This window comes from Terrabacter sp. Ter38, from assembly GCF_024519435.1.
Taxonomy (GTDB): Bacteria; Actinomycetota; Actinomycetes; order Actinomycetales; family Dermatophilaceae; genus Terrabacter.
The window spans coordinates 967,505-994,022 of record NZ_JALJRZ010000001.1; the positions used below are offsets into that span (position 1 = coordinate 967,505).

The window sequence follows — 26,518 nt, forward strand, 5'->3', positions numbered from 1 at the left end:
GAGCGGTTGCGCGCACCTACCGGTCGGACCGGCGGCGCGCGCGTGGCACGACCTCGATGTCGCTGCCATGGAGGTCGGCCGAGCACTGGTCACAGGCCAGTGCGACGGCGAGCGGGGCCCCGCACGGCACGTGCTGCTGGACGAGCGCGGGACCCTCCTCGGCGGCATACCAGTGGTGCGCCCAGTCGATGGCCACGGCGACCACCGGGTAGAAGGCGTGGCCCTTGTCGGTGAGGTGGTACTCGGCGCGGCCGTCGGCACCGCCCGTCCGACGACCCCTGGGCTCGAGCACGCCGATGTCGCAGAAGGCGCGCAGCCGCTCGGCGACGAGGCTCGGCGGCGCGCCGAGGGCCTCCTCGAAGTCACCGAAGCGCGTCAGGCCCCGTAAGGAGGCACCGATGAGGGCGGAGGACCACCGGTTGCCGAAGATCGCCATCGTCTCGGGGAAGAGTCCTGCGGAGCTCCGGTCCACGCGGGGGTCGGAGCGCCTTCGCGTCGTCGACTCCGGGACGGACCGCTCCCACGAGCCGCTCTGTCCCCACTCGGCGTGGACGTCGGCGGAGCGCACGACCTCGCGGCAGCCCGTGCACGTCAGGACCGGTGCGAAGTTCTGGCCGCAGAGCGCGTGGCGCATCGCCGGCAGGGTCGCGGCATGCCGCGGCACCCAGCGTCGCTCCCAGTCCCAGATCGCGATGGTGACCGGCCACAGCCCTCGGCCCCGCTGCGTGAGGACGTACTCGGCCCGCACCGGCCGGTCCTGGTAGACGACGCGGCGCAGCAGTCCCTCGCGCTCCATCGTCGCGAGTCGGGAGGTGAGGACGGCGTTCGAGATGGCGACCTCGTCGAGGAACTGGCCGTAGCGGGTCGTGCCGCGCAGCGCCCGCTGGAGGATGAGGAGGGTCCACTCGTCGCCGAGCAGCCCGAGCATGCGGCCGATGGCGTTGGTCGACCCGGGATCGAGCCGGGTGGGCACGGTGCCGGGGTCGACGTCGTCGACCACCGGCTCAGAGACCGATCGCATCCGCTGCCGTGTCCGCCGTGCTCCACCGTCGCAGCTCCGCACCGGGGGCCCACGTCGAGTGGGTGCCGCTCGAGATCCGCTCGGGCAGCCGGAGCTTGCAGACCGGCCCGTCGGAGACCCGAGCCGCGTCGAACACGACGCAGTAGGAGGCGTCGTCGTTCATGTCGGTCGTCAGGGTGACGAGGTAGCCGTCGTCCTCGGCGGCGCTCCCGACGCGCGGCGCCATCGCGGTCTCGCTGCCGAAGACGTTGTCTCCGAAGGAGAATCGCTCCTCCGTACCTGAGTGGAGGTCGTGCTTGACGAGACCGTCGAAGAGGAACCACGCGGGCTTGCCGGTCGCGGCGTAGGCATACCGGTACTTCCCGCCGGCGTAGGCGCCGTTCATCATGCCGAACTCGGTGATGCTGTCGGAGAGCGGCGACTCGGTCACGAGGCCGGTGCGGAGGTTGAGCCGCCAGCGGTGCAGGCGTGCTTGCATGCGGTCGAGGGCGAGGAAGCGGAAGGCCCGCTCCCACCGGTTGCCCATGCCGTTGTCCTGCGGCTCGGGGTCGCCCTGGAAGAAGCCGTCGAGGACGATCTCGTCGCCGTCCTCGTAGGCGTTGACGAAGTGCAGGACGTACGTCGGGTCGGCCTCGAACCACCGGATGTCGCTCGTCTGCCCGCGCCGCGGGATGACGGCGAAGCGGCTCGGCATGTCGCGGTGGAAGCGCGCGACGTGTGCGCCCTTGGCGAGGGCTTCCGGCTCCCAGAAGAGCGGGAAGTCACCCAGGACCACGTAGTTCTCGGTGAAGGCCATGTCGTGCGGCAGTCTCGGCCCGGGCAGCGGCACGTCGACGTAGTGGACGAGGTCGTCCGCCTCGTCGACGACGCCGTAGTGCATGTACGGCGCCTCCTTGCTGTAGTTGAAGAAGAGGAGCTCGCCCGTGCGGTCGTCGACCTTCGGGTGCGCCGAGACCCCCCAGTCGAAGGGGAAGCGGCCGTTCCACGTCGCCTTGCCGAGGGTCTCGGCCGACATCGGGTCGACGCGGTAGAGGTCGCCGCACTGGTAGAAGCTCGTCAGGGCCGTACCGCGGTGGACGATGACGTCGGTCGAGGACGCGTCCTTCATCTGGCGGCGGGCACCCCAGCCGTCCTCGCGGAGTGAGAGGTAGGGCGGTTCGGCGAGACCGGCCCACAGAGACTGTCCTGCCTCCTGCTCGGCGAGAAAGCCGTCGGTGCGCACGAACCGGTTGCGGTAGAAGGCTTTTCCGTCACGGAAGCCGACGACGTGGACCATCCCGTCGCCATCGAACGGGTGGTAGTGCTTGAGCGAGGGGTGGACGGGGTTCTCCGTGTTCCGGAGGTAGACGCCATCGAGGTCGGCGGGCACCTCGCCCTCGACGACGTCGAGGTCGTCCGCCCTCCACTCGGTCGTCTGCGGCTGCCACGGACCGGTGCGGTAGGGATGGTCGTCTTCCGCGGGCAGGGTCGAGAGCATCCGACCGACGATGTCGACATCCATCCGGGTCTCCTTGGCTCGCAGTGGTTTCCGTGGTTCGGGGAGTTTCGCCGTCAATGGGCGACGGCGCCGACCACGAGGCTGACGGTGGTGGCGGTGCTGCCCCCGAAGTTGAGCGTGCCGAAGGTGCGGGCACCCTCGACCTGGTAGTCGCCGGCCGTGCCGCTCACCTGCTTGGCCGCGTCGACGAGCATGCGTATGCCGCTGGCTCCCACGGGGTGCCCGCCGCCGATGAGCCCACCGCTCGGGTTGATGGGCAGGCGACCACCCATGGCGATCGAGCCGTCCTCGACGGCCTTCCACGACTCCCCCGGGCCGGTGAGCCCGATGTGGTCGATGGCGAGGTACTCGGTCGGGGTGAAGCAGTCGTGGACCTCGAAGCCGTCGAGATCCTCGAGGGTGACGTGGGCCCGGTCGAACGCGTCGGTGACGGCCCGGCGCACGTGGGGCAGGACGTAGAGCTCGTCGCGGTCGCGGTCGAGCTTCTGCCGGAGACCGAGGCCGACGGTGCGGTGGCCCCAGCCCTCGATGCGCGCGATGGGTCGGCGTCCCGGGTGGTCACGGAGCCAGGCGTCGGAGACGAGGACCACCCCGGCGGCCCCGTCGGTGACCTGGCTGCAGTCGTAGCGGCGGATGCGGCCCTCGACGACGGGGTTCCGCGTCTCGTCCGTGGCGTCGGGACCGGTGAGGTCCGGGACGTCCCATCCGCGCGTCTGGGCGTTGGGGTTGCGCCGGGCGTTCGCGAGGTTGAGCGATGCGATGGCGCGCAGGTGGGCATCGTCGAGACCGTGGCGCCGGTCGTACTCGTCGGCGATGGCGCTGAAGACGTGCGGCCACATGAAGCGGGCGCCCTCACCGTCGTGCCCCACCCAGGCGGCGGCGCCGAGGTGCGTGGCTGCCTCGTCGCCGGGCACGGTCTTCTCGAGCTCGACGCCGAGGACGAGGGCGCAGTCGTAGTGCCCGGCCCGGAGGTCGGCCATGGCGGCGAGCAGGGCCACCCCGCCCGATGCGCACGCGGCCTCGTGCCGCGCGGCGGGCAGGCCCCAGAGGTCGGGACGGACCGTCGCCGGCATGGCACCGAGGTGCCCCTGTCCGGTGAAGAGCTGCCCGAAGGCGTTGCCGACGTGGATGACCTCGACGTCTGCCGCCCCGGTGTGGCTCGCCTCGAGGGTGCGGTCGACGATCTCGCCGACGAGGTCGGAGACGTCTCGACCCTCGCGGGTCAGGTGGCGCGCGAAGTCCGTCTGCGAGCCACCGAGCACCCAGACCCCCGTCGGGGAGGTGCTCGTGCTGCCGACCGTCATGTCCGCCTCCGCTCCCGACGCCGCCGTCGGTGCCCAGCCTTGCCCTTCTCCGGGCACGGTACTACAACTAGCAGAGTGACTCGCCGGGTGCGATGAGCCGATCCGGCCCCGGGCCGGGCGACCGGGAGCGGGGGTCCCCACGCTCCGGCAGGACCGATCGGGAGGATGCATGGGCGACGTCGACGACGCATACGTCCTCGACGTCGTACGCACGCCGCGCGGTCGTGCCTCCGCCCGTGGGTCGCTGCACGGCCTCACCGCCATCGACCTCGTCGTGCACCTCCAACAGGCCCTCGTCGAACGCACCGGGATCGACCCGGAGCGCGTCGACGACGTGACGCTGGGCTGCGCGACCCAGGTCGACGAGCAGGGTGCGGACCTCGCCCGCACCGCCTCCCTCGTCGCCGGCTGGGGCGCGTCCGTCCCGGGCGTCACCCTCAACCGCTTCTGCGCGTCCGGCATCGACGCCGTCGGCCAGACCGCCGCCCGGGTGCGCGCAGGCGACCTCGCGCTGGCCGTCGCCGGGGGCGTCGAGAGCGTCTCGCGCGTGCCGATGTTCGCCGACCGCGGCGCGCTGTATGCCGACCCGGCCCTCGTGCGCCGTCTCGGCTCGGTCCACATGGGCATCGCTGCAGACCTCAACGCGACGCTCGAGGGCTTCACCCGCGAGCAGCTCGACGCCTATGCCCTCGAGACGCAGTCCAAGGCGACCCGGGCCCGCGCGGAGGGCGCCTTCGCCCGGTCGCTCGTCCCGGTACCGGCCGACGACCGCGGCCCCGGCCTCGACCACGACGAGCTCGTCCGGCCCGGCACGACCGCCGAGTCGCTGGCGACCCTGGCGCCCGCCTTCGCGCAGCTGGGTGCCGACGGCCAGGACGCCATCGCGCTCGCGGCTGCGAACGGCATACGCCCCCTCGACCGGATCGCGCACCTTCACACGGTGGGCACGTCCCCGGCCGTCGCAGACGCCGCAGCGCTCGTGCTCGTCGGCTCGGCGCGCGCCGCCCGGACGACAGGTCTCGTGCCGCGGGCGCGGATCGTCTCGGCCGCCTCGACGGCGGTGGACCCCGTCGTCATGCTCACCGCCGGGCAGTCGGCCGTGGAGCAGGTGCTCGCCCGGGCCGGTTTGTCTCCCAAGGACATCGACGTCTTCGAGTTCGCCGAAGCCTTCTCGGCCCTGTGTCTCCGCTTCCGTCGCGACCTCGACGCCGGGCCGGACCGGATGAATCCTGACGGCGGCACCATGGCGATGGGCCACGCCTTCGGCGCCACCGGAGCGATCCTCGTGGGCCAGTGCGTCGAGGCGCTGGAGCGTCGCGGTGGGCGCTGGGGCGTCGCGGCCGTCAGCGGTGCCGCCGGCCTCGGCACGGCCGTGCTCGTCGAGCGCGTCGACGGCTGAGCGGCCAGGCGCTTCGGCCGTCAGCCCTCGCCGTTGACGAACGCCCGCACCGAGTCGGCGACCATCTGCACGGCGATCGCCGACAGCAGCAGCCCGGCGATGCGGGTGAGCAGCATCGTGCCGCTCTCACGCAGCAGTCGGCGCACCTGCCCGGCGAAGCGGAGCACGAGGTAGACGACGAGCATCGCCCCGACGAGGGCGGAGCCGACGGCGACGTACGCCCCGGTCGTGTCCGAGCCCTGCACCGCGAGCATCGTCGCGACGATGGCGCCCGGACCCGCGAGGAGCGGCGTCCCGAGCGGCACGAGGGCCACGTTGACGCCTGCGTCGGCGAGCGAGTCGGACTCCTTGCCGGTCAGCAGCTCGAGCGCGACGAGGAGCAGGAGCAGGCCGCCGGCCCCTTGGAGCGCGGCGATCGAGATGTGGAGGTAGTCGAGGATGCTCTTGCCGAAGAGCGCGAACATCCCGATGACGAAGACGGCGACGAGCGAGGCACGACGGGCCGCGACGTGGCGCTGGACCCTGGTCAGCGAACCGGTCAGGGCGAGGAAGATCGGCACTGCGCCGGGCGGGTCGAGGATGACGACCAGGGTGATGAAGGTGCTGAGGAAGACGGTCGTGTCGAAGACGCTCACGGCCTGATGACCTCCGTGGCCCCGCTCGAGGCTGCCTCGATCGCGTCGAGCACCTCGAGGGTCGTCGTGTTCTCGGCGAGGCGGTTGCGCTTGCCCTCGCCGTGGTAGTCGCTCGAGCCCGTGAGCAGCAGGCCGAGCCTGTCGGCGAGCGCCGTCGCCCGCGCGACCTCCTCGGGGCCGTGGTCGCGGTGGTGCGCCTCGAGCCCTACGAGCCCGGCATCGCGCATCCGCTCGACGAGGGCGTCGTCGAGGCCGCCCGAGCGCGTGCGTGTGAAGGGGTGCGCGATGACCGGCACCCCGCCCGCTGCCCGGACGAGCTCGACCGCGCGTACGGGGTCGGGCGCGTAGTGGCCGACGTAGTAGGGCGAGTCGTCGCCGAGCCACGAGCGGAACGCCTCGTCGCGGTGCCGGATCGTGCCGTTGGCGATGAGGGCGTCGGCGATGTGGGGGCGTCCCGGGGTGGCACCGGGGCCGACCTGCGCGAGCACCTCGTCGTAGCCCAGGGGTATGCCGTCCGCCGCCATGAGCGCGACCATCCGTTCGAGACGCGTCGAGCGGGAGTCGCGGGCGCGGGCGAGCTCGTCCCGGAGCGGCCGGTCGTCGGCGTCGGGGAGGTAGCCGAGCAGGTGGATCGAGGAGTGGCGCCAGGCGCACGAGATCTCGATGCCGCGCACGAGCGTCACACCGTGGACACGCGCTGCGTCGGCGGCCTCGGCCCAGCCGCCGACCGTGTCGTGGTCGGTGATGGCGAGGACGTCGACGCCGGCCGTGGCTGCAGCGGCGACGAGCTCGGTCGGCGTCTCCGTGCCGTCGCTGACCGCCGAGTGGGCGTGCAGGTCGATGACCGGGCGTGGGTGCCCTGCACTGTCGGTCCCGGTCGGAGTCACGCCCCAAGCGTAGGGGCGTCCGCGGGCCGCCTCGGCCACGCCCTGTCCGTGCCCGTGAGCGTCCGGTCACCCTTGCTGGCAACCTTTGCGGTGCACGGCCCGTAGGTAGGGCATGACGAGCAGGGACAGGGGAACGACGTGAGCCGACGCAGCGCTGCGCGCGATGCCGACTTCACGGCCTTCATGGAGCAGGCCGGACCGGCGCTGCTGCGCACGGCGTGGCTGCTGACGGGTGACCACCACAAGGCTCAGGAGCTGACCCAGGCCTCGCTCGTGAAGACCTACGTCGCGTGGCCGAGGGTCCGCGAGGGCGAGGCACTGGCGTACGCCCGCCGGATCCTCGTCAACCACCGCACCGACGTGTGGCGCGCGACGCGACGCGAGCTGACGACCGACACCCCGCCGGAGACGCCCGGAGGGCGGACCCGGCGCGACGCGGTCGGGACGAGCGACGACCGCGACCTCGTCGTGCGCCTGCTGCGCACGCTCCCGGAGCAGCAGCGCACCGTCGTCGTCCTGCGCTACTACACCGACCTGTCCGAGCAGGCCACGGCCGACGTGCTCGGCATCTCGGTCGGCGCCGTCAAGAGCGCCGGCTCGCGCGGCCTCGCCTCCCTCCGCACGGCTCTGGCCGCCACGCACAGCGCCGAGGCACCTGACGCAGCCCCGCCCACCGAGACCCATGACCGCACCGATGCAGGCAGGAGCGCCCGATGAATGCAGCACCGGACACAGACGTCAGGGCGGCGCTGGCCGACGCGGCTCACGTCACGGGCCTGGCCTTCGATCCCGAGACCGTGCTGACGCGGGGACGGCGCGTCGTGCGCCGGCGCCGCGTCGCGACCACCGGCCTCGTCGCTGCCGCCGTCGCCGGCATCGCCGTCGTCGCGGTCGAGCTGGGCACGGGCCAGCCCCGCGCCCTCCCGGCCGGCCCCACGACCACGAACGGTGTGGTGACCGACGCCCCCCTGGTCCTCGACGGCACGACCTTCGACGCCGGTCTGCCCCGGGTCGGGGCCGGCGTGACGGTGGACGTGTCTCCGACGGGTGCCGGTCAGGTCGTCGAGCGGTGGGAGCTGTCCGACGGTGCTGAGGTCCTGCGCACCGTGGTGCGCACCGTTCCGGCGACGCCCCTCGGTCGAGCGAGCTTCCTCATGCCGTCCGAGTCCGGCCAGCCGGGCGTGGTCTACGGCTACGCCCTCACCGGAGCCGAGGGGCCCGAGACCGGCTACGCCATGGCCCAGCTCGTGACCGCGCCGGCCCTGGCGACGGGTGGAGCCGGGAGCAGCCGGGGCACGCTCAGCGACCCGACGAGCAGGAAGGCTGTCGGGTCCGTCTTCCGCAGCGACCTGGGCTCCACCGACCCCGAGCAGGTGATCGGGATCATCTGGAGCCGGACCCGGCCGACCACCACCGCGACACCCGCCGTCGACTGGCTCGCCGACGGCGCCGCCCTGCGTAGGGGGCGGGCGGGAGGCGTGGACGCGGCCGTGGTCACCGTGAGCGCGCGGACGTCGGTCCTGCTGTGGCGCGACGGCGAGCGTTTCGGCTTCGGTCGGCGCAGCGGCCCCCTCGCCCTGAAGGACGCCGGCAGTCTGCAGGTCGGGGTCGAGCCGCACTCGGTTGCCGCGCCCGGCACGGAGCACGACCTCGCCGTCGGGTGGGTGACTGCCGGACCGATCGCCCTGACCTCGACCGACCCGGCCGACGCCTTCACGGTCTCCTACGGCCAGCCGGTCGGCGGACGCACCCCGTTCGTGGCGAGGTCGACCCAGTCCGAGGTCAAGGGCACGGTCACGGTGACCGGCGGGGGCGAGACGCAGAAGGTCGCGTCGTGGGAGTTCCCTAGCTCCTGATGTCGCGCCTCCGTGGAGGTCTTCCGGCACCTGGTGCCGGGAGATCTCCACTCAACCCACGTGGGTCAGGACTGGCCGGGTGCCTCGGGAGCGGCCTCGCGGCCGGGCCAGTTCTTGTCGGGCACCGGCACGGGGCGGCCGGGCTGCTCGCCGCCTCGGGCCTCGAGGTAGTTCTCCTTGGGCACCATGACCTTGCGCCGGAAGATGCACACCACGGTGCCGTCCTGCTTGTAGCCGATCGTCTCGACGTGCACGACGCCGCGGTCGTCCTTCGAGGTCGACTCCCACTTGTCGAGCACGGTCGTCTCGCCGTAGATCGTGTCGCCGTGGAAGGTCGGCGCGACGTGGCGCAGCGACTCGATCTCGAGGTTGGCGATGGCCTTGCCCGACACGTCCGGCACCGACATGCCGAGGAGCAGCGAGTAGACGTAGTTGCCGACGACGACGTTCTGCCCGAACTGTGTCGACCCCGCGGCGTAGTGGGTGTCGAGGTGGAGCGGGTGGTGGTTCATCGTCAGCAGGCAGAAGAGGTGGTCGTCGTACTCCGTGACCGTCTTGCCGGGCCAGTGCCGGTAGACCGCACCGACCTCGAACTCCTCGTAGCTGCGTCCGAACTGCATGCCCGCTCCTCGTCGAAGGTGGTCACCCGGCCCCGCTGGGACGAGCGGCTCCCAGCCTGCCGGAGCGGGCGGCATACGCCCATGGTCGTATGCCGTGTGCTTGCTCACGCCTGCGCGTCCGCGTCGCTCGTGGCAGCGAGGTCGCTCGTCTCGGAGAGCACCGGCGCGGTGCTGCCGGGCGCGTCGGGGTCGGGGTCGGCGGGGAGGGTCGCGCCGGCGGCGGGACGCGGCCGCACGCCCTGGCTCTTGGCGACGAGCAGGCTCGCGAAGTACGTGCCGAGCGAGACGCCCGCGGCGAGCCCGAGGCCGAGCCCGAAGGCCAGCAGGAGCGTCGGCACGCCGACCGCGAACCCGTTGCCGTCGGGGTTCGTGACGATCTGCGAGATGCCCTCGTAGGCCATCCGGCCTGGCAGCAGCGGCACGATCGCGGCCGTCGTGACGGCGAGCGCAGAGATGGTCAGGTGCCGGGCGACGAGCCGGGCCGCGAAGCCGATGACGAGCGCGGCCGTCGCCGACGCGCTCACCGCGCCGAGCTGCAGCAGCCGTTCCCCCAGCGCGAGGACGGCCCAGCCGAGGCCGCCCGCGACCCCGGCCACGGCGACCGCACGGCCGCTGGCGTAGGACATGACGGCGAACGAGACGGCGATGGTGACGGCGCAGACGACCTGCACGACGACGTCGTCGCTGAGCAAGGTCTGCGAGCTGATCGCGATCGGGTAGTCGAGCCGGTTGCCGAGGGAGAGCACGACGGAGATGCCGACCGCGATGCCGAGCGAGAGCACGATCACCTCGAAAGCCCGCGCGCCGGCCGTGACGTAATAGCCCTCGAGGGCGTCCTCGGCGGCGCCGACGACCGACAGTCCCGAGAGCAGCAGGACGATGCCCGACGCGACGACGAGCGACGGCGACACGTCGCCGACGAAGGTCATGCCGGCCGACTGGGCCACGACGACGAGCGTCGCCACCGCGGTCGGGATGGCCGCGCCCACGCACTGCGCGAAGAAGGCCGCGACGCCCGCCCCCGTGAGCCAGCTGAGGACACGGCCGACGACGGTCGCGGTGAGGAAGCTGAGCAGGATGATGAACGGCCCCGCCCCGACGAGGCCGGCGGCACCCGCGGCGAGCGCACCACCGGCGACGGTGACGAGCCAGCGGCGGTAGGGGTGCGGGGCCGTGATGACCGAGTCGAAGCGCACCCGGGCCTCGTCGACCGGCACCGGGTCCTGCGAGAGGTCGACGATGAGCCCGCGGAGGCGCTCGAGCCGCGTGTAGTCCTGGACGCGGAACCGCACGATGCGCATCACGGTGATCGGGTCGGCGTTCGGGCCGCGGTGGTAGGAGACGGTGACCGACGTGTAGGTGACGTCGACGTGCACCGAGCTGAGGCCGTACGCCTTGGTCAGGGTGAGCACGGTCGCCGTGACGTCCGCAGCGGCCGCACCGGTGGCGATCATCGCGACGCCGGCGCGCATGGCGAGGTCGATGACGGCCTGGGCGGTCACCGAGTCGACCCCGTCCGGTGTCGTCCAGATGGGGATCTCGTCGGTCGGCGGCCCACTCGGTCTCATGGCCCGCCGGGTGCTGGCCCTCAGCGAGGGCAGGCTCCGGTGGGCGGTGGTCGGCCGGGCGGGTCGGTCGGTGCGGGCCACTCCCAGACCGTATGCCACCGCCGTGGTCCCGGGGGTACCCCACCGGGGTGCCCGGCGGGAGCGGGACGGGCCGTACGCGGGCGCGGGGAAACCTGGTTCGGCGGTGCCCGTGCCGCGTGGCACCATGGCGGGGTGATGAGTGAAGAGCAGAAGACCTCTCCGAGCCGCAAGCGCCCGACGACCGACGAGTTCCGGGCCTTCGTCGCGACAGGGTGGGCACCGCGCGACACCGGGGTGACCCCCCGGGCCGAGGTCGCCGACCACGCAGCCCGCCGCCGTGACGCCGTCAGTGCCGCCTTCCCCGGTGAGCGCCTCGTCGTCCCGGCCGGCGGCCTCAAGGTGCGCAGCAACGACTGCGACTACGTCTTCCGTCCGCACAGCGCCTTCGCGCACCTGACGGGCCTGGGCAGCGACCGCGAGCCCGACGCCGTGCTCGTGCTCGAGCCCCGCGCCTCCGCCGACGGCGAGGCCGGCGACGGGCACGAGGCCGTTCTCTACTTCCGACCGCTCGCCGACCGCGACACCGAGGAGTTCTTCGGCGACTCGCGCTACGGCGAGTTCTGGGTCGGGGCCCGCCCCACCCTCGCCGACGTCGAGTCCGAGCTCGGCGTCACGGCCCGTCACATCGACGAGTTCGGTGAGGCCGTCGGCAAGGACGCCGGCCAGGTGACGATCCGCGTCGTGCGCGACGCCGACGCCGAGGTCGCGACCCGCGTCGACAAGGCCCGCGCCGCCGCGGCCGAGACGCAGGAGTCCGCCGAGGCCGAGGCCCGCGTCGACCGCCAGCGGGAGGCCGACGAGCAGCTCGCTGCGTTCCTCTCGACGCTCCGCTTCGTCAAGGACGAGTGGGAGGTCGAGCAGATGCGCGACGCCGTCGACGGCACCCACAAGGGCTTCGACGCCGTCATCGCCGACCTGCCCGAGGCGGTCCGCCGCGGCCGCGGCGAGCGCTGGGTCGAGGGCGTCTTCGGCCTGCACGCCCGCCACCACGGCAACGGTGTCGGCTACGACTCGATCTGCGCCAGCGGCGACCACGCCAACACGCTGCACTGGATCAAGAACACCGGCGACATCAAGGACGGCGACCTGCTGCTCCTCGACGCCGGCGTCGAGGTCGACTCGCTCTTCACCGCCGACATCACCCGCACCCTGCCGGTGAGCGGCACCTTCACCGACGCGCAGCGCAAGATCTACGACGCCGTGTACGCCGCCCAGGAGGCCGGCATCGCGGCCTGCAAGCCGGGCAACAGGTTCAGCGACGTCCACGCCGCGGCCATCCGGGTCATCGCCGAGCACCTCCACGAGTGGGGTCTGCTCCCCGAGGGCGTCGACGTCGAGGGCACGCTCGACGCCGACCACGGTCAGCACCACCGCCGCTGGATGGTGCACGGCACGAGCCACCACCTCGGCATCGACGTCCACGACTGCGCGCTCGCGACCCGCGAGGAGTACTCCGACGCCGAGCTGAAGCCCGGGATGGTCCTCACCGTCGAGCCGGGCCTCTACTTCAAGGCCGACGACGAGCTCGTCCCGGACGAGTTCCGCGGCAACGGCGTGCGCATCGAGGACGACATCCTCATCACCGAGGACGGCTGCGAGAACCTCTCGGCCGCCATGCCGCGCAGCTCCGACGAGGTCGAGCAGTGGATCGCCCGCATCTGGGGCGGCGCCAAGGCCTGAGCGCCTGACCGACGATCCCCCACCTGACCGAACGCCGCGTTCGGTGTGTCAGGAGGAGGGTCACTTCGTCATCGGGATCTCGGTCGGGACCTCGGTCGGGATCTCGGTCGGGGTCGCGGGCTCGATGCCCGTGCTGCCGGTGGACCCACCGCCGGCGGGGCCCGGGACCTCGGAGGTCGCCGGGACGTCGGGCGGCGAGGGCACGACCGAGCCGTCCGACGACACCGAGCCGTTCGGGTCGGGGGCCGGGATCGGCGGGCTCCACTGCTCGACGAGGTCGAGGACGGAGCCCGCGTCCTGGGACTCGAGGCCCGAGCCGAGCACCGAAGGCGTGCAGCCCGGGTCGACGTTGATGCGCACCGGCGGCCCGGCGGCATACGCGAGCACCAGCGCGAACCGCCCGTCGCTCGCCTTGTCCGAGCCCTGGCAGGTGTGCCCAGTCGGTCGTGTCGGCAGGACACGGAGCGCCGCGGTGAGCTCGGCCGACTGGGCCGCGTCGAGCCGAGTCGCCTTCACGGTGCCGTCCGCGGCGTCACGGCACACCGTCACGGTCGGGTCGCCGTCGGGAGCCAGGCTCCGGTCGTCGCCGAGGCGTCCCCACGACGCCCGGTTGCAGGCGACGACGTCGGCGGCGGCCGGAGGGGCGCGCGTGCCGAACATCTGGTCGAGCACCACCGCCGGGCCGGGACCCGACCGGAAGTCGCCGTTCGTCGACGTCGAGCAGGCGTTCGCGTCGGCCAGCGCGCTGACCCACACGATCGCGTCACCGTAGGCCGCCCCGACGAGGTATGCCGTCTCGTTGCCGGCCATCAGCGTGCACACCCCGGGCCCACCCGTGACCCGCGGCGACCAGGTCATCGCCTCCACGAGCGCCTCCCGTTGACCGACGCTCGCGACGGTGCGCTTCGCCAGACGGAACGGGGCCGAGAGCGGCTTCCTGATGTCGGCGGTCGGGTAGCCGCACACGACGACCGAGGCCGGGTCGCGGTCGGGCAGAAGCCGAGCCGCACCGTCGACGCCCTGCGGCTTCTGCGGGACGGCCGCGGGCTTCGACAGGTCGACGGAACCGACCGACTGGGGGCACCGGAGCGCACCGTCGGCCTCGACGGGCTGGCCGGTGACCGGCCGGACCGGGCCGGTCGCGAGTGACGTCTCTCCCGGCTGGGGCGCGGTGGTGGTGCCGCACGCGACGAGCGCGAGCGCGGCGGCCGCGCCGGTCAGGAGGACGCGGCCGACGGCATACGGGCGGGGCCTTCGGGACTGCATCGGGCGCTCCTTTGTCGGGGATCCGTCACCCGGAAGGACACGTGGGCGAGCGCTTTCGTTGCAGCTGCGTCAGCCGGCGGGAGGCGGCGGGCCCGGCTGGTCCGGACTCGACGGCTGCATCGGCGGCGAGGTCGGAGTGACGGGGGCGATGCCGGTGCCCGCCCGGCCACCGACGTCGATACCCGCGTCGGCCAGGATCTGGCGACCCTGCTGGGCGAACTTGTGCTCGCAGAAGACCTCGTAGCGCGTCGCGACGACCTGGCTGACCGACGAGAAGTCGCGCGCACCCCGGGTGAAGGCGTAGCCGACTAGCGACCAGATGAGGCCGAAGACGGCGCCGTAGAGGGCGGTGGAGAGCAGCAGGGTCAACGGGTTCGAGGGGCGGGAGAAGAGCGAGAGGATCAGGCCCACGAAGAGCCCGAGCCACACGCCGGAGAGCAGACCGCCGAGGGCGACACGTCCCCACGTGAGGCGTGCGGTCACCCGCTCCATCTGCTTGAGGTCGGTGCCGACGATGAGGCAGTTCTCGACGGGGAACTGGTTGTCGGACAGCGTGTCCACGGCCTTCTGCGCGTCGACGTACTGCTCGAACACACCCAGCGACATGGGGTACTCCAGAGAGAGTGTCGCGAATCCCTGGCGTCCCCCCGGACCCTTCGGTTGCAGGCTCATACGTCCATCCTCGCATCCCCGCCCGGAGGAGAGGGGCCCTCAGGCCTTGAGCTTGTAGTCCTCGACGAGGCGGCGGCCGATGATCATCCGCTGGATGTCGGCCGTGCCTTCCCCGATGAGCAGCATCGGCGCCTCACGGTAGAGGCGCTCGATCTCGTACTCCTTGGAGTAGCCGTAGCCGCCGTGGATCCGGAAGCTGTCCTCGACGACCTGCGAGCAGTACTCAGACGCAAGGTACTTCGCCATGCCGGCCTCGAGGTCGTTGCGTTGGCCGGAGTCCTTCTTCCGGGCGGCCTTGACCATCATCTCGTGCGCGGCCTCGACCTTGACGGCCATGTCGGCGAGGCGGAAGAGGACGGCCTGGTGGTCGACGATCTTCTTGCCGAAGGTCTCGCGCTGCTGGGCGTAGGAGATGCCGAGCTCGAAAGCCCTTCTCGCGACACCACATCCGCGCGCAGCGACGTTGACACGGCCGACCTCGACGCCGTCCATCATCTGGTAGAAGCCTTTGCCCGGCTCGCCACCGAGGATCTGCGCGTCGGTGGTGCGGTGCCCGTCGAAGATGAGCTCCGTCGTGTCGACGCCCTTGTAGCCCATCTTGTCGATCTTGCCGGGCACCGTGACGCCCTGGGCGGTCTCGCCGAGGCCCGACTCCTTGTCGACGAGGAAGGTCGTCATGTTCTTGTAGACGGAGTCGGCCCCGGTGTCGGTCTTGACGAGGACGGCGACGAGGTTGGCCGAACCACCGTTGGTCAGCCACATCTTCTGCCCGGTGATCGACCACTCGCCGTCGTCGCCCTTGACGGCCTTGGTCTTGATGGCGGCCACGTCCGAGCCGCAGCCCGGCTCGCTCATCGAGAACGCCCCCCGGATCTCGCCCGTCGCCATCTTGGGCAGGTAGTGCTGCTTCTGCTCCTCGGTGCCGTGCTGGAGCACCATGTACGCGACGATGAAGTGGGTGTTGATGATGCCGCTGACGCTCATCCAGCCGCGCGCGATCTCCTCGACGCAGAGGGCGTAGGTCAGCAGGGACTCGCCGAGACCGCCGTACTCCTCGGGGATCATCAGTCCGAAGATCCCCATCTCCTTCATCCCGTCGACGATGGCCTGCGGGTACTCGTCCCGGTGCTCGAGCTCCGTGGCGACAGGGATGATCTGCTCCTCGACGAACTCACGAACGAGCTTGATCAGCTCGGTCTGCTCCTCGGTGAGGCCGTCGGTCTGCTGCAGTCGGGACATGCTCGGATCGCCACCTTGCGTCTGGGCTCTCGGACAACTGCGATCGAGTATGCCGTCGCGCCGGGCACGCGGTCAGCGCGCCCGCGTGTGAGTGTCGACACCTGTGCGTTGGGTCACCAGGGGTAGAGGAAGGCACCCCGTCCCGCCGACTTCGGACCCTCGAGCATCGAGCTCTGGCTGAAGCCCTGCTCCTTCAGCGCGGTCGACACTGCCGACGTCAAGGCCCGCCGGCTCCGGCCGGGGTCGCGGGTGAGCTCGTCGAGGAAGACGTGGGTGAAGGCCCCGTTGGGGCGCCCGTCGAACGTCGCGTCCCTCGCGGTCTGATCGGGACGGCACGCCGAGTGGACGACCGCCCGCAGGGGCACCGACCGGTAGGGGCGGCGCCGGGCGTCGGCCTCTCGACGCGGGGCCGCCGGAGCGAGCCGTCGGGCCAGACCGGTCTGCACGGGGCTCGGCAAGAAGCGCGGGCGGCCCTGGGCCGGGCCGCCCGCGCCGGAGCCAGCGGGCCCCTCGACGTCCCTCAGGCCGGTGCCGCTGTGGCACGTGTCGAGCAGCACCTCGAGCAGCACCCCGCGGGGCACGCTGCCCATGAGGTCGCGCAACTCGTCGTCGAGGATGATGGTGTCGCGGTCCCAGCCGTCGGCGCCGGCCCGCAGGTCGGCGCAGGCCAACGCCTCGTCGAGGCCGTCCGGCTCGTCGTCGACGTCGCCCGGCAGGTTCGGCACCTGGACTCCGTGGGTCGAGATGCTGAAGACGACCGTGTCGCCTGGACGCGATGCGGACACGAGGCGGGTGAGCCGCGACCACACCGCTTCCTTGGTCGCCTTCCGGTCAGAGAGCACGACGATGTCGGAGGCCACGAAGTGCAGCGCGGTGAGCGACCCGGCCATGTCATGGGCGTCGTTGACGCAGCCGCGCAGCCACGCCGTCTCGGGTAGAGACGCGAACTCGTTGATGCCGACGCACAGGGCGGACCGTGTCACGGCGCGGCCAGGCCCGTTGCGTTCACCACAGCTGTCCGAAGGCGACCTTCTTGGCCTTGACCGGGCCCTCGAGCGTCGAGCGCTGGCTGAAGTCGCCGTCCTTGAGCCCGGCCGTCACGGTGCGGAGCAGATCGGTGCGGGACGCCGTCGGGCTGGCCTTCATGGCCTTGAGGAAGAGGTAGGTGAAGGCCCCGTTGGAGCGGCCCTCGAACGTCGCGTCCGACGCCGTCTGGTTGGGCTTGCACGCCGCGAAGAGGACGGGCTTCGAGGCCGTGGCGCGGCTCTTCGTCAGCTCGACGAGGGCCTTGCGGTCGACGGTGCGCACGGGCGTGACGGCCCGGATGGACCGGGTCTGCTCGAGACCTCGAGGAGTCGGCGGCGGAAGGTAGCGCGGCTTGCGGCCGAGGAGCTGCGCCTGGAGGATCTCGTCGAGGTCCTTGAGGCCGGTCCCGCTGTGGCACGTGTCGAGCAGCACCTCGAGCAGGACACCGGAGGGCACCCGGGTGAAGAGGTCACGCAGCTCGTCGTCGACGATGACGGTGTCGCGGTCCCACTGGTCGCCCTTCTGACGGATGTCGTGGCACGCGAAGGCCTCGTCGAGACCGTCCGGCTCGTCGTCGCCACCGGGCTCGTTGGGCACCTGCGTGCCGTGGCTGGAGAAGGTGAAGATCAGGTGGTCGCCGGCCTTCGCGGTGTCGACGAGCGTCGTCAGGGCCGTCATCACGGCCTTCTTCGTCGCGCCGGCATCGGTGAGCACCGTCGTCGCGCGGGCCGTGAAGCCGAGGGGCCGCAGCGCCTTGGAGATGTCGTTCGCGTCGTTGACGCAGCCGTTGAGCCAGCTCGTCTGCGGCAGCGACTCGAACTCGTTGATCCCCACGCACAGAGCCCTGCTTGCCATGGCCGTTCCTTCCTTCTCGGAACCCCTCGGGTGAGCGGGTTCGACTGGGATGTATGCCGTTTCACACTGTCTCGAGGACCGCGTCGGGTCTCGCGTACACGACGTAGGCGAGCCAGGTCGGGTCGCCCGCGTCCCGCGCGGCCGCCCGGGCGAGCGCACTCGCCCGGGACATCTGCGTGCCCTTGAGCAGCTCCTCGTACAGCGTCTCGACGAAGACCCGAGCCGGCTCCTCCTGGACGGACCACAGGCACGAGACGAAGGCCGACGCTCCGGCGTCGAGGAACGCCTTGGCGAAGCCGCCCACCGTCGTGAAGAGCTCGCCGGACCGTCCGGTCTGGCAGGCGTTGAGGACGACGATGGGACCGACGCTGTCGGGTCCGGTCCAGTCGAGGTTCTGGGAGACGTCGGTCGAGCTGAGGTACTGCTCGCGCACGGCGGAGCCGCGCCGCTGGCCCTTGAGCAGCACCTTCGCCTCGGCGATGTCGTCGGAACGTGCCGCCCCGTGGCCCGAGAAGTGAAGCAGGTCGAAACCGCCGCCGCGCAGGAGCCGCTCGACGCCGTTCGGGGTGGCCGTCACGGCCTTGGCGCCGAACCGGTCCTTGAGGTAGCCGGCCTCGGCCGCACCGACGTCGTTCTTGAACATCGGGTTGGCGTAGACGGGACAGATCGACCGTGCGTGGCCCCGGCGCACGCGGACGGCCCGGGGCGGGAAGCTCCCGAGCTGCCAGCGCACGAGCCCACCGGAGGCCAGGAAGCGTGGAGTGGCGCCACGCTTGCCCCGAGCGGGCTTGAGGTGGACGAGCTCCCACGGCACGAACGGCTCGTCGGTGTAGACGATGAGGTCGTGCACGAGGTCGCGGTGCTCCCAGAGGTAGGCCTGCATGTCCTCGGGAAAGAACTGGTCGAAGAGCATGGTGCCGGTGTTCTGCAGCTGCGACATCCGCTGGCGCGACGTGAGGTCGGGATCCTTGATGACCCGCTCCACCTCGGCGATCCGGTCGCGCACGAACTCGTCGCGCCCGAGGATCGGCGCCGACTCGAAGACCCGCTCGACCTCGCCCGGCACGAGCCGGAGCGCATAGCTGTAGACGCGCTCACCCGTGACCCGCCGGCACTCGACGATGTCGAGGCAGGGCAGACCGTCGAGCTCTGGGGCGTCGATGCCGGCGTGGACCGTGGCGGTGACGGGCGTCGGGGCGACCATCCCCGCAGCGGCTGCGGTCGACTCCAGGGTGACCGTGGCGACGGGCACCCAGCCCTGTCGCAGGACGACGGAGACGCCGACAGGCCCGGGCGCCAGGGCACGCACCCGGAAGGTCAGCTCGCTGGCCCAGTCGCCGCTCGGCAGGCCGAAGACCTTGGCGTCGGTCTCGAGGACCTGCACGTTGTCCTTGGCGTAGACCTGCACGCTGATCGGGCGCTCGGCGTCGACGTGGACCGTCCTCGAGACGTGAACCGTGCCCTCCGTCGGTGCCAGCGTCTGCCGTGCCAGCCGGACCCGCACCGTGGCGTCGGCACCCGGGGACACCGTGGAGGGCATCTCCGCCGCGAGCTCGGCCTCCGTCGTGCCCTCGAGAGGACTCGTGGGTCCAGCGCTCGGCGGCTTCATCCGGTCGCGGCGTGCCACCTTCTTCGCCGTCGCCTTCTTCGCCGTCGCCTTCTTCGCCGTCGCCCTCTTGGCCGTCGCCGTCTTCGCCGTCGCGCCCCTGCCGCCCGCCATCGACGGCGGCTCCGCCCGGGGGCCGGTGGATGGTCGCGCCGGCGGGCGGGCATCCGTGCCCGGAGGCCTGGTCGCGGACGGCGGACGGGCGGCCGTCGGCGGTCGGGCTGCGGTGGTCGGCGCGTCCACCTCGGCCATCTCGAGTCCACGCTCGTCACCACCGCCGTCGGCGCCGAGCACCGGACCCGCGGTCATCCACCCGGGCAGGTGCGCCTCCTCGTCGGACGCGCCGAGCCCGAGCGGCAGCCACTGCGAGATCGCGCCGATGACCGAGAGCTGTGAGAAGTAGTTGACGTGGTAGACGACGTCGTTGGTGCCGAGGGCGAACGTGTCCCGCACGTAGCCGCCGCTCGGTAGGCCGATCGCCGACATCGATTCGGTGTCGACGACGAGGTCGTTGCGCCCCTTGAAGATCCCGTCGACGAATCCCTCGGCGAGACGGACCGCGAGCTCGCGGGGGAACTCGGGCGGGTTGTGGTGGTCGTCGAAGAGGGACACGTGGAAGTCGGACGAGACGACGTACCAGCTCGTCCCGGGCCGGGGCTGGCCCGGCTGGTCCTCGTTGAGGGTCGTGACGAAGGGCCCGTCGGGCGTCATGGCGGCGAGGCCGGGCACGCCGTCGTTGCCGGCGGCGTACGACACGAGGTACTTCACGAGCGCGCCGACGCCACGGACGACACCGCTGACCACGGCTGCGAAGGGGGCACCACCGGGCACGAGCGAGAGACCGGCCGCGGTCACCATGACGAGGTTCGTGTAGAGGTCGACGAGGTCGTGCCAGCGCTCGGGGTCGGCGAGGTGGGTGCCGCCGTTGGTGGAGGCCACGAAGACGATGGAGTCGACGGCGACGCGCAGTCCCGCACCCGGCAGCACCGACTCGACGAACGACCGCGTGACCAGCCCGCCGCGGCTGTGCGTGATGACGTCGAGGACGAGCTCGCCGTCGTGGGGCGCGAGCAGCGCGAGCAGGTCGCGGGCGTTGCGCTCCGGGTCGACGCTCAGCGTGCGGTGGTCGAAGCCGATGACGGCGTCGTACGCGGACACGAGGGTGTCGACGAAGCCCTCCGCGCCGGGTGTGACGGCGAGAGCCCCGAAGGCGCTGGTCGTCGAGGAGAACGTGCCGTGGACGAGGAGCAGGACCCGTGCCGCACGGTCCGTGGGGAGACCCACCTCCGCGAGCGAGCCGACCGGCTTCCACGCGTCGAGTGCTCCCCCCGTGACGTGGACGAGCCCGGTGCGCACGCCTGACTCGAGTCGCTCGACGACCTTGTCGACGATGACGGGCGCCGCGAAGCGCAGCACGATCGCCTGGAGAACGCCGTGGGCGAGGTCGCCGAGCAGCCCGCGGTCGGCCGCTGCCGCGCCAGGTCCGTCGAGGCCTCGTGATCGCGGGCGCGGACGCCGCGGGCGCTCCGGTTGCACCGACAGGGCGAACGACACCGTGCGGGGGCCGGGGTCGATCGACCGCGTGCGCTCGGCAGCGTCGACCGGCAGGTGCCACGAGTAGACCCCGTCGCGTTCGAGCAGGACGACGGCGTCGTTGCCGGCCGGCACATCGACGTCGAGCTTCACGGTGGCCGCCCTGTTGGCCGGCGCCGGACCACCAAGATCGCGAGATCGCTGTGGTGTCAGGTCGATTCGATCGACGACCACGAAGTCGTCGGTGCGCAGGGCCTCGACGAGGGCGGCCCGCTCGGCCGCCCGCCGGTCGCCGGTCGGCAGATCCCTGTCGGTGCGGTCGGTCGCGGCGGACGCGTCGTAGCCGCGGGGCGCGCGCACGCGCACCGCTCCCCCACCGAAGGACGCGGACGGCATACCTGGGCTCCCTCCGAGACGTCTCCCCTGCTCCTTGCCACGGTAGAGGTGAACGGGGTGCTCGGTGATACAGATCGCGGCAAACGCCTCGAACGCGGCGCGGATTCAATTCTGTTGCGCCGGACCCGCTCGATGCGCCAGTCTCGTCGCGAGCACAGCGGCACACGGCCGCGTGCCAGGACCCAAGGAGGGTGACATGACCATCACGGCCCCGGGCATGCCCGCCCACATCTCTTCTTCCTTGGAGTTCTCTTGTCATCCAACGCTTTTCACGACGACGACCTCTCGGTCGTCGAGACCCGACTGACCGCTCGGCGCACCCTCGGCCTCGACGACGAGCAGTACGCGGTCGACACCGACCCCGGCGGCCCTCCCGAGGGCGACCGGTGGTCGAGCTGGGACGGAGCCACCCACGGCCCGAAGCCGCGCCCCGACTGGGTCATCACCGACCTCGGCGCGGTCGAGGCCGACCTCGGGGTGCTCAAGACCGGCAAGGAGGCGGACGTCCACCTCGTTCGACGGTGGGTGCCCGGAACCTCCGACCGGGACGTGCTCATGGCCGGCAAGCGCTACCGGTCGAGCAAGCACCGCATGTTCCACCGTGACTCGGGATACCTCGAGGGGCGGCGCGTGCGGAAGTCGCGCGAGACCCGGGCCATGCGGACGCGCACCGCGTTCGGAAAGGAGCTGATCAGCGGCCTCTGGGCCTTCGCCGAGTTCGAGACGCTGGTCCGCCTCTGGCACGAGGGGCTTCCGGTGCCCTACCCGGTGCAGATGTCCGACGACGAGATGCTGATGGAGTTCATCGGCACCCCCGACGGGCAGGCCGCGCCGCGGCTGGCCCAGGTGCGTCCGGACCCGGAGCTGCTACCGGTGCTCTTCGAGCAGCTGCGTGAGGCGATGCTGCGGCTCGCCGAGCTCGGCTGGGCGCACGGTGACCTCTCCCCGTACAACGTGCTGCTCGAAGGCGAGGGGGACGACGCGCGGCTCGTCCTCATCGACTGGCCGCAGGTCGTCGACGTCATCGGCAACCCGCACGGGCCGGAGTTCCTCGAGCGCGACGCACACAACATGTGTGACTGGTTCACCCGTCGTGGGTATGCGGTCGACGAGGGCCTGCTCTTCGGGGACCTCATCGCGGCGGCGACGTCGCGGTGGTGAGGACGCCCGTCGTCACACCGAAGGGCCATGGACCAGATGGAGGCCACCCGTTCGTGGGGCGGCCTCCATCGTCCGTGCGGGCGCTCTCGGTCAGTCGGTGAGGAAGTCCGCCGGGTGGCCGAACTTCCCGGAGTGGACGAACGCCTCGAGCGGCAGGCGGGACCGGGGCAGCCGCGCCCGCGCCAGCACCCAGTCCGGCATCTGGCCGTCGTCGTCCGGGCCGGCGGGCAGTCCGAGGGCGATGCCCGTCGTGACCGCCCAGTGCGGCGGCACGGCGAACCGCTCCGTCGCCGCCGCGTGGTCGAAGCCGCCGAACTGACGCACCTGCAGGCCCATCGAGCGCGCCTGCACGGTGATGTGGGCGACCGCCTGCCCGAGGTCGAACATCGCGTAGTCGCTGTAGGCGAGCTCGTGGTCCTCGTCGGTCGCGACCTGGTGCAGCGTCAGGATGATCGCCGAGGCGGACGGCGCCCACACCTGGTTCGCCGACGAGAGGACCTCGACCATGGCGGCGTGGGTGTCGTCGCCGCGCCGGCCGACGATGAAGCCCCAGGGCTGCGAGTTGCCGGCCGACGGCGACCACCGCGCGGCCTCGAGGATCGCGCGCAGGGCGTCGGGGCCGAGGACGTGCGAGCGGTCGTAGACCATGACGCTCTCGCGGTCGCGCAGCAGGGGCGTCAGCGTCTCCGGCTGCGCCGTCGGCGCCAAGGGAACCGCGGGCGTATGCCGTCCGCTGACCACCGTCTCGTCGCTCACGTCTCGATCGCCGTCCTCACGCACTCGTCAACCATCCCTCAGCCCGGTGTCTTCCCGGCCCGGGTGTGCGCGGCACCACGCCGGTGGCCGACGGACCGGCGGGCGGCACGTCAGTACGCGCGTCCGACGACCGCGAGCACGCCGTCGTCGGACTCCGCGGTCGGCACGGTGCCGTCGGGCATCGTCAGGCACCGCACCGTGACGGCCGACTCCGCGAGCTGCGACTCTCCGTCCTCACCGAGCGTCGACCACGGGATGGTGGCCCAGCCGCTGCGAGCCGCCTCGGCGGCCTCCTCGATGCTGCTCACGGCGGCGGTGTTCGTGTCGCGGTGGGCGAGCGCGGCGGCATACAGCGCGTCGTGGTCCTCGTCGAGCGCCCCGGTCACCGTGTCGACGACGCCGCCCAGCGGCACCGACGACTTGCCACCGGCGATGCGCCGGGCGACGGTGACCGAGCCCTCGGCGAGGTCGCGGGGACCGACCTCGACCCGCAGCGGGATGCCCTTGAGCTCGGCGTCGACGGCGCGACGTCCGAACGGCGTGTCGACACGGGCGTCGAGCTCGGCCCGCACCCCGCGCGCGAGGAGGTCGGCGACGACCTGACGCGCTGCCTCGACCACGCCCTCGCCGTCCTTGACGACCATGACGAGCGCCTGGACGGGAGCGAGCCTCGGCGGCACACGCAGACCGTGGTCGTCACCGTGGCCCATGATGAGGCCGCCGAGCATGCGGGTCGAGCTGCCCCACGACGTCGTCCAGCACGTCTCCTGGCGGCCCTGCTCGGACAGGTAGGTGATGTCGAAGGCCTTGGCGAAGTTCTGGCCGAGCTCGTGGCTCGTGCCCATCTGCAGGGCCTTGCCGTCGCGCATCATCCCTTCCAGCGCGAGGGTGTTCGTCGCACCGGCGAAACGCTCGCGCTTCGTCTTGCGACCGAGGACGACGGGCATGGCGAGCATCTCGCGCATGAACGGCGCGTAGACCTCCTCGTGGATCCGCTTCGCGTAGAGGCGCGCGTCCTCCTCGGTGGCGTGCGCCGTGTGGCCCTCCTGCCAGAGGAACTCGCTCGTGCGCAGGAAGATCCGCGGGCGCAGCTCCCACCGCACGACGTTGGCCCACTGGTTGAGCAGCAGCGGCAGGTCGCGGTAGCTCTGCGTCCACTTCGCCATGTACTCACCGATGACCGTCTCGGAGGTCGGGCGCACGACGACCTTCTCCTCGAGCTCCTTGCCCCCCGCGTGGGTCACGACCGCGAGCTCGGGGCTGACCCCTCGACGTGCTCGGCCTCGCGGCTGAGGTAGGACTCCGGGATGAAGAGCGGGAAGTAGGCGTTGCGTGCACCGGCCTCCTTGATGCGCCGGTCCATGTCGGCCTGCATCCGCTCCCAGATCGCGTAGCCGTACGGTCGGATGACCATGGTGCCGCGCACCGGACCGTTGTCGGCCAGCTCCGCCTTGGCGACGATGTCCTGGTACCACCGGGGGAAGTCCTCGGACTGGGGGGTGAGCACGGTCTTGGCCATGGGCCCGATCCTATGATCGGCTCCGGGGGCGCCGTCACCTCGTTTCCGGCTGGGCCTGCTCCATGGTGGCGACCATGAAGGCCTGCCAGGCCTCCCGGCTGTCGCCGAGCTCCCCGGGGCTGCCGGCCTGCTCGAGGATGCGGCTCGTCGCCTCCCGGGTCACGTCGTCGAAGTCGCCGGTGATCTGCACGTCGGTGCGACCCCAGACCTGCCGGCACATCGCCTGGACGGCCTGCACCTGGGCGTCGGAACGGCGGATCAGGCGCGGACGCTCCGGTCCGAACCGGCCGAGGTCGACGTGGATGTGGTTGCTGTGCGCCGCGTCGAAGAGGTAGGTCAGCACGTCGGCGAACTCGTGGTGCAGCCCGGCGGCCGTGCGCCAGTAGAGGGCGAGGCGACGCCGCAGCTCGGGTGCCGGCGCGTCACGCCACAGGTCGTAGCGCAGGCTCGTCAGGTCGCGTCCGTCGGCGCGCAGCCGCGCGATGTCGATGGCCTCCCCCGAGCTGTGCCAGGACGTCGCCCTGCCGCGGACCCAGCCCCCGTAGCAGCGCACCTCGTCGGGCACCTGCCCGACGTGGCGCCGGTGCAGGGCCAGCCACTGGTCCAGGCGCGCCCCGAACTGCTCGGTGACGTAGTACCTGGCGGGACGGGCCGTCACCTCGTAGACGTACGCCGCGGCCCCGATGCGCCGCCTCGCCTGCAGGGCCGAGCGGTCCACGGGCTGCGGGTCGATGCGCAGCTCCGGCGGCGTCGGCTCGCCCAGACCCGTCAGCTGCGGGAGGGACGCGAGGCCGGGACCGCGCGACACGGCATACGCCCCTCCGGCGGCGACGGCACCCACCGCGCCGAGGGTGAGCAGGCGCCGGCGGGTCAGTCCGCTCTGACCCGACCGCGGCGCGTTCGGGTCGGGGCGCCGGGCCGCCGGCTCCCCTGACTGCATCTGCTGGCCCACGCCTGGTCCAACGTGCGAGGCGGTCAGAGTGTCCCCCGGCGAACGAAGCCGATGGGCAGACTGAAGGAAGCCAGCGCGGGGCGCCGTCCCGGGAGCGCATCGCCGCGCCGACCACACCGCTCGGGGCGGTTCCCGTATGCCGGGTGCGTCCCGGCGCGCGTCGCCCCGTCGAGAGGCCGCCTGAGTCCTACGCTCCCCGCATGTCCTCCGACACCGGGCCGTCTCGACGCGTCGTCCTGCTCGCGGCGCTCGGGCTGGCGACGGCGACGACCGGGTTCGGCGGCTGCTCCGCCACGGACGGGCCGATCCCCAGCGAGGGGGTGCTCTCGAACCACTTCGGCGTCGAGGCCCCGCGCTGGCGGCTGGCCGTGCCCCGCGCGAGCCGACCGCGTGGCCTCGTCGTGGCGCTGCACGGTTTCGGAGGGGGCGCCGATGACGCGTTCAACCTCGGTTTCGGCGATGCCGTCGAGCCCACGAGGATGGCGCTGGTCTCCGTCGACGGGGGCAACAGCTACTGGCACCCACGCCGCGACGGCAGCGACACCGGGGCCATGGTCCGTGACGAGCTCGTGCCGATGGCGCTCGAGGCCTGCAGGCTGCCGCCCTCGTCGCCGGTCGTCCTGCTCGGGTGGTCGATGGGCGGCTTCGGTGCGCTCCTCATCGCGAGCGAGCTCGGGCGTCCTCGCGTCAGCGGCGTCGTCGCCGCGAGCGCGGCGCTCTGGCGGAAGGGCAGCGAGACGCCTGCCCGGGCCTACGACGGGCGGGCCGACTTCGACCGGCACTCGGTCTTCAACCGACTGGACCGGCTGCGGGGCATTCCGGTGAGGCTCGACTGCGGCGCAGCCGACCCGTTCATCGCCGCGAACCGCCTTCTGGCCCAGCGCCTTCCGGGCAGCGAGGCCCACTTCACCCCGGGTGGTCACGACGACGACTTCTGGAGGGGCAACATCAGCGCCGAGATGACGTGGGCCGCAGCCCGGTCCTGACG

The 26,518-nt window shown here is 72.0% G+C and carries 23 protein-coding genes; 6 read left to right on the forward strand and 17 right to left on the reverse strand.

Annotated elements, in window-relative coordinates; genetic code table 11:
- Nucleotides 1-16: 16 nt before the first annotated feature.
- Genes NR112_RS04445 through NR112_RS04455 form a run of 3 tightly spaced genes read right to left on the reverse strand, consistent with a single transcriptional unit; the run spans nucleotide 17 to nucleotide 3,823 of the window.
- On the reverse strand, nucleotides 17-1,021 hold the full coding sequence (locus NR112_RS04445) for a helix-turn-helix domain-containing protein (protein ID WP_256792751.1): 1,005 nt from the start codon (nucleotides 1,019-1,021) through the stop codon (nucleotides 17-19).
- Entirely contained in the window at nucleotides 1,005-2,522 is a 1,518-nt protein-coding gene (locus tag NR112_RS04450; protein ID WP_256792752.1) for a carotenoid oxygenase family protein, read from the reverse strand. The genes NR112_RS04445 and NR112_RS04450 overlap by 17 nt, the downstream gene beginning before the upstream one ends.
- Before the next feature lie 50 nt (nucleotides 2,523-2,572).
- Complete coding sequence (locus NR112_RS04455) at nucleotides 2,573-3,823, reverse strand: acetyl-CoA acetyltransferase (RefSeq protein ID WP_256792753.1); 1,251 nt, start codon at nucleotides 3,821-3,823, stop codon at nucleotides 2,573-2,575.
- A 169-nt stretch (nucleotides 3,824-3,992) separates the two neighbouring features.
- Here NR112_RS04455 and NR112_RS04460 point away from each other — a divergent pair, with 169 nt between their 5' ends.
- Nucleotides 3,993-5,222 carry an acetyl-CoA C-acyltransferase gene (locus NR112_RS04460; protein WP_256792754.1) on the forward strand — a complete coding sequence of 410 codons (1,230 nt, stop codon included), beginning with the start codon at nucleotides 3,993-3,995 and terminating at the stop codon, nucleotides 5,220-5,222.
- Nucleotides 5,223-5,242: 20 nt separating this feature from the next.
- On the opposite strand, the gene NR112_RS04465 is transcribed toward NR112_RS04460, so the two are convergent.
- Both NR112_RS04465 and NR112_RS04470 read right to left on the reverse strand, forming a co-directional pair.
- Nucleotides 5,243-5,857, reverse strand: a complete 615-nt coding sequence (locus tag NR112_RS04465; RefSeq protein ID WP_256792755.1) for a MarC family protein — start codon at nucleotides 5,855-5,857, stop codon at nucleotides 5,243-5,245.
- Entirely contained in the window at nucleotides 5,854-6,744 is an 891-nt protein-coding gene (locus NR112_RS04470; protein ID WP_256792756.1) for a PHP domain-containing protein, read from the reverse strand. Before NR112_RS04470 ends, NR112_RS04465 begins: the two co-directional genes overlap by 4 nt.
- Before the next feature lie 138 nt (nucleotides 6,745-6,882).
- Here NR112_RS04470 and NR112_RS04475 point away from each other — a divergent pair, with 138 nt between their 5' ends.
- Both NR112_RS04475 and NR112_RS04480 read left to right on the forward strand, forming a co-directional pair.
- Nucleotides 6,883-7,461 carry a SigE family RNA polymerase sigma factor gene (locus NR112_RS04475; protein ID WP_256792757.1) on the forward strand — a complete coding sequence of 193 codons (579 nt, stop codon included), beginning with the start codon at nucleotides 6,883-6,885 and terminating at the stop codon, nucleotides 7,459-7,461.
- A complete protein-coding gene (locus tag NR112_RS04480) occupies nucleotides 7,458-8,600 on the forward strand; it encodes a hypothetical protein (protein ID WP_256792758.1) in 1,143 nt (380 codons plus the stop codon). The genes NR112_RS04475 and NR112_RS04480 overlap by 4 nt, the downstream gene beginning before the upstream one ends.
- Nucleotides 8,601-8,665: 65 nt before the next feature.
- Here the strand turns inward: NR112_RS04480 and NR112_RS04485 are convergent, their stop codons facing one another.
- Both NR112_RS04485 and NR112_RS04490 read right to left on the reverse strand, forming a co-directional pair.
- A complete protein-coding gene (locus tag NR112_RS04485) occupies nucleotides 8,666-9,295 on the reverse strand; it encodes a MaoC family dehydratase (RefSeq protein WP_374511470.1) in 630 nt (209 codons plus the stop codon).
- Nucleotides 9,296-9,324: 29 nt separating this feature from the next.
- Nucleotides 9,325-10,869, reverse strand: coding sequence for a threonine/serine exporter ThrE family protein (locus NR112_RS04490; RefSeq protein ID WP_256792760.1), 1,545 nt, complete (start codon nucleotides 10,867-10,869; stop codon nucleotides 9,325-9,327).
- Nucleotides 10,870-11,004: 135 nt separating this feature from the next.
- Here NR112_RS04490 and NR112_RS04495 point away from each other — a divergent pair, with 135 nt between their 5' ends.
- Complete coding sequence (locus NR112_RS04495; RefSeq protein ID WP_256792761.1) at nucleotides 11,005-12,549, forward strand: aminopeptidase P family protein; 1,545 nt, start codon at nucleotides 11,005-11,007, stop codon at nucleotides 12,547-12,549.
- 60 nt (nucleotides 12,550-12,609) lie between these two features.
- On the opposite strand, the gene NR112_RS04500 is transcribed toward NR112_RS04495, so the two are convergent.
- From NR112_RS04500 to NR112_RS04525, 6 genes are all read right to left on the reverse strand, one after another.
- Nucleotides 12,610-13,815, reverse strand: coding sequence for a hypothetical protein (locus NR112_RS04500; protein ID WP_256792762.1), 1,206 nt, complete (start codon nucleotides 13,813-13,815; stop codon nucleotides 12,610-12,612).
- 69 nt (nucleotides 13,816-13,884) lie between these two features.
- Nucleotides 13,885-14,487, reverse strand: a complete 603-nt coding sequence (locus tag NR112_RS04505) for a general stress protein (protein ID WP_256792763.1) — start codon at nucleotides 14,485-14,487, stop codon at nucleotides 13,885-13,887.
- A gap of 39 nt (nucleotides 14,488-14,526) precedes the next feature.
- Nucleotides 14,527-15,726 (reverse strand): acyl-CoA dehydrogenase family protein, encoded by a 1,200-nt coding sequence (locus NR112_RS04510; protein ID WP_256792764.1) that lies wholly within the window; start codon nucleotides 15,724-15,726, stop codon nucleotides 14,527-14,529.
- A gap of 113 nt (nucleotides 15,727-15,839) precedes the next feature.
- A complete protein-coding gene (locus NR112_RS04515; RefSeq protein WP_256792765.1) occupies nucleotides 15,840-16,709 on the reverse strand; it encodes a caspase family protein in 870 nt (289 codons plus the stop codon).
- 22 nt (nucleotides 16,710-16,731) lie between these two features.
- Nucleotides 16,732-17,607: a caspase family protein gene (locus NR112_RS04520; protein WP_256792766.1), complete on the reverse strand. Its 876-nt coding sequence runs from the start codon at nucleotides 17,605-17,607 to the stop codon at nucleotides 16,732-16,734.
- Nucleotides 17,608-17,668: 61 nt separating this feature from the next.
- Nucleotides 17,669-21,142: a CHAT domain-containing protein gene (locus NR112_RS04525; protein ID WP_256792767.1), complete on the reverse strand. Its 3,474-nt coding sequence runs from the start codon at nucleotides 21,140-21,142 to the stop codon at nucleotides 17,669-17,671.
- Nucleotides 21,143-21,394: 252 nt separating this feature from the next.
- Between NR112_RS04525 and NR112_RS04530 the strand changes: the two genes are divergently transcribed.
- Entirely contained in the window at nucleotides 21,395-22,303 is a 909-nt protein-coding gene (locus tag NR112_RS04530) for a serine protein kinase RIO (protein ID WP_256792768.1), read from the forward strand.
- 90 nt (nucleotides 22,304-22,393) lie between these two features.
- Here NR112_RS04530 and NR112_RS04535 read toward each other — a convergent pair whose 3' ends face one another.
- From NR112_RS04535 to NR112_RS04550, 4 genes are all read right to left on the reverse strand, one after another.
- Entirely contained in the window at nucleotides 22,394-23,059 is a 666-nt protein-coding gene (locus tag NR112_RS04535; RefSeq protein ID WP_256792769.1) for a nitroreductase family protein, read from the reverse strand.
- Between the two features lie 110 nt (nucleotides 23,060-23,169).
- A complete protein-coding gene (locus tag NR112_RS04540; protein WP_256792770.1) occupies nucleotides 23,170-24,303 on the reverse strand; it encodes a His/Gly/Thr/Pro-type tRNA ligase C-terminal domain-containing protein in 1,134 nt (377 codons plus the stop codon).
- Nucleotides 24,300-24,578 carry a hypothetical protein gene (locus NR112_RS04545; protein WP_256792771.1) on the reverse strand — a complete coding sequence of 93 codons (279 nt, stop codon included), beginning with the start codon at nucleotides 24,576-24,578 and terminating at the stop codon, nucleotides 24,300-24,302. Before NR112_RS04545 ends, NR112_RS04540 begins: the two co-directional genes overlap by 4 nt.
- Nucleotides 24,579-24,612: 34 nt before the next feature.
- Complete coding sequence (locus NR112_RS04550; protein ID WP_256792772.1) at nucleotides 24,613-25,530, reverse strand: extensin family protein; 918 nt, start codon at nucleotides 25,528-25,530, stop codon at nucleotides 24,613-24,615.
- Between the two features lie 200 nt (nucleotides 25,531-25,730).
- On the opposite strand from NR112_RS04550, the gene NR112_RS04555 reads away from it, so the two are divergent.
- Complete coding sequence (locus NR112_RS04555) at nucleotides 25,731-26,516, forward strand: alpha/beta hydrolase-fold protein (RefSeq protein ID WP_256792773.1); 786 nt, start codon at nucleotides 25,731-25,733, stop codon at nucleotides 26,514-26,516.
- The last annotated feature ends 2 nt before the right edge of the window (nucleotides 26,517-26,518 follow it).

Excerpts from the sequence above, each read along its gene's own strand:
- NR112_RS04545 (WP_256792771.1), bottom strand. The coding sequence starts at position 24,578 with ATGGCCAAGACCGTGCTCACCCCCCAGTCCGAGGACTTCCCCCGGTGG.
- NR112_RS04525 (WP_256792767.1), bottom strand. The coding sequence starts at position 21,142 with ATGCCGTCCGCGTCCTTCGGTGGGGGAGCGGTGCGCGTGCGCGCGCCC.
- NR112_RS04445 (WP_256792751.1), bottom strand. The coding sequence starts at position 1,021 with ATGCGATCGGTCTCTGAGCCGGTGGTCGACGACGTCGACCCCGGCACC.
- NR112_RS04505 (WP_256792763.1), bottom strand. The coding sequence starts at position 14,487 with ATGAGCCTGCAACCGAAGGGTCCGGGGGGACGCCAGGGATTCGCGACA.
- NR112_RS04520 (WP_256792766.1), bottom strand. The coding sequence starts at position 17,607 with ATGGCAAGCAGGGCTCTGTGCGTGGGGATCAACGAGTTCGAGTCGCTG.
- NR112_RS04485 (WP_374511470.1), bottom strand. The coding sequence starts at position 9,295 with ATGCCGCCCGCTCCGGCAGGCTGGGAGCCGCTCGTCCCAGCGGGGCCG.
- NR112_RS04500 (WP_256792762.1), bottom strand. The coding sequence starts at position 13,815 with ATGCAGTCCCGAAGGCCCCGCCCGTATGCCGTCGGCCGCGTCCTCCTG.
- NR112_RS04460 (WP_256792754.1), top strand. The coding sequence starts at position 3,993 with ATGGGCGACGTCGACGACGCATACGTCCTCGACGTCGTACGCACGCCG.
- NR112_RS04455 (WP_256792753.1), bottom strand. The coding sequence starts at position 3,823 with ATGACGGTCGGCAGCACGAGCACCTCCCCGACGGGGGTCTGGGTGCTC.
- NR112_RS04450 (WP_256792752.1), bottom strand. The coding sequence starts at position 2,522 with ATGGATGTCGACATCGTCGGTCGGATGCTCTCGACCCTGCCCGCGGAA.
- NR112_RS04510 (WP_256792764.1), bottom strand. The coding sequence starts at position 15,726 with ATGTCCCGACTGCAGCAGACCGACGGCCTCACCGAGGAGCAGACCGAG.
- NR112_RS04555 (WP_256792773.1), top strand. The coding sequence starts at position 25,731 with ATGTCCTCCGACACCGGGCCGTCTCGACGCGTCGTCCTGCTCGCGGCG.
- NR112_RS04480 (WP_256792758.1), top strand. The coding sequence starts at position 7,458 with ATGAATGCAGCACCGGACACAGACGTCAGGGCGGCGCTGGCCGACGCG.
- NR112_RS04495 (WP_256792761.1), top strand. The coding sequence starts at position 11,005 with ATGAGTGAAGAGCAGAAGACCTCTCCGAGCCGCAAGCGCCCGACGACC.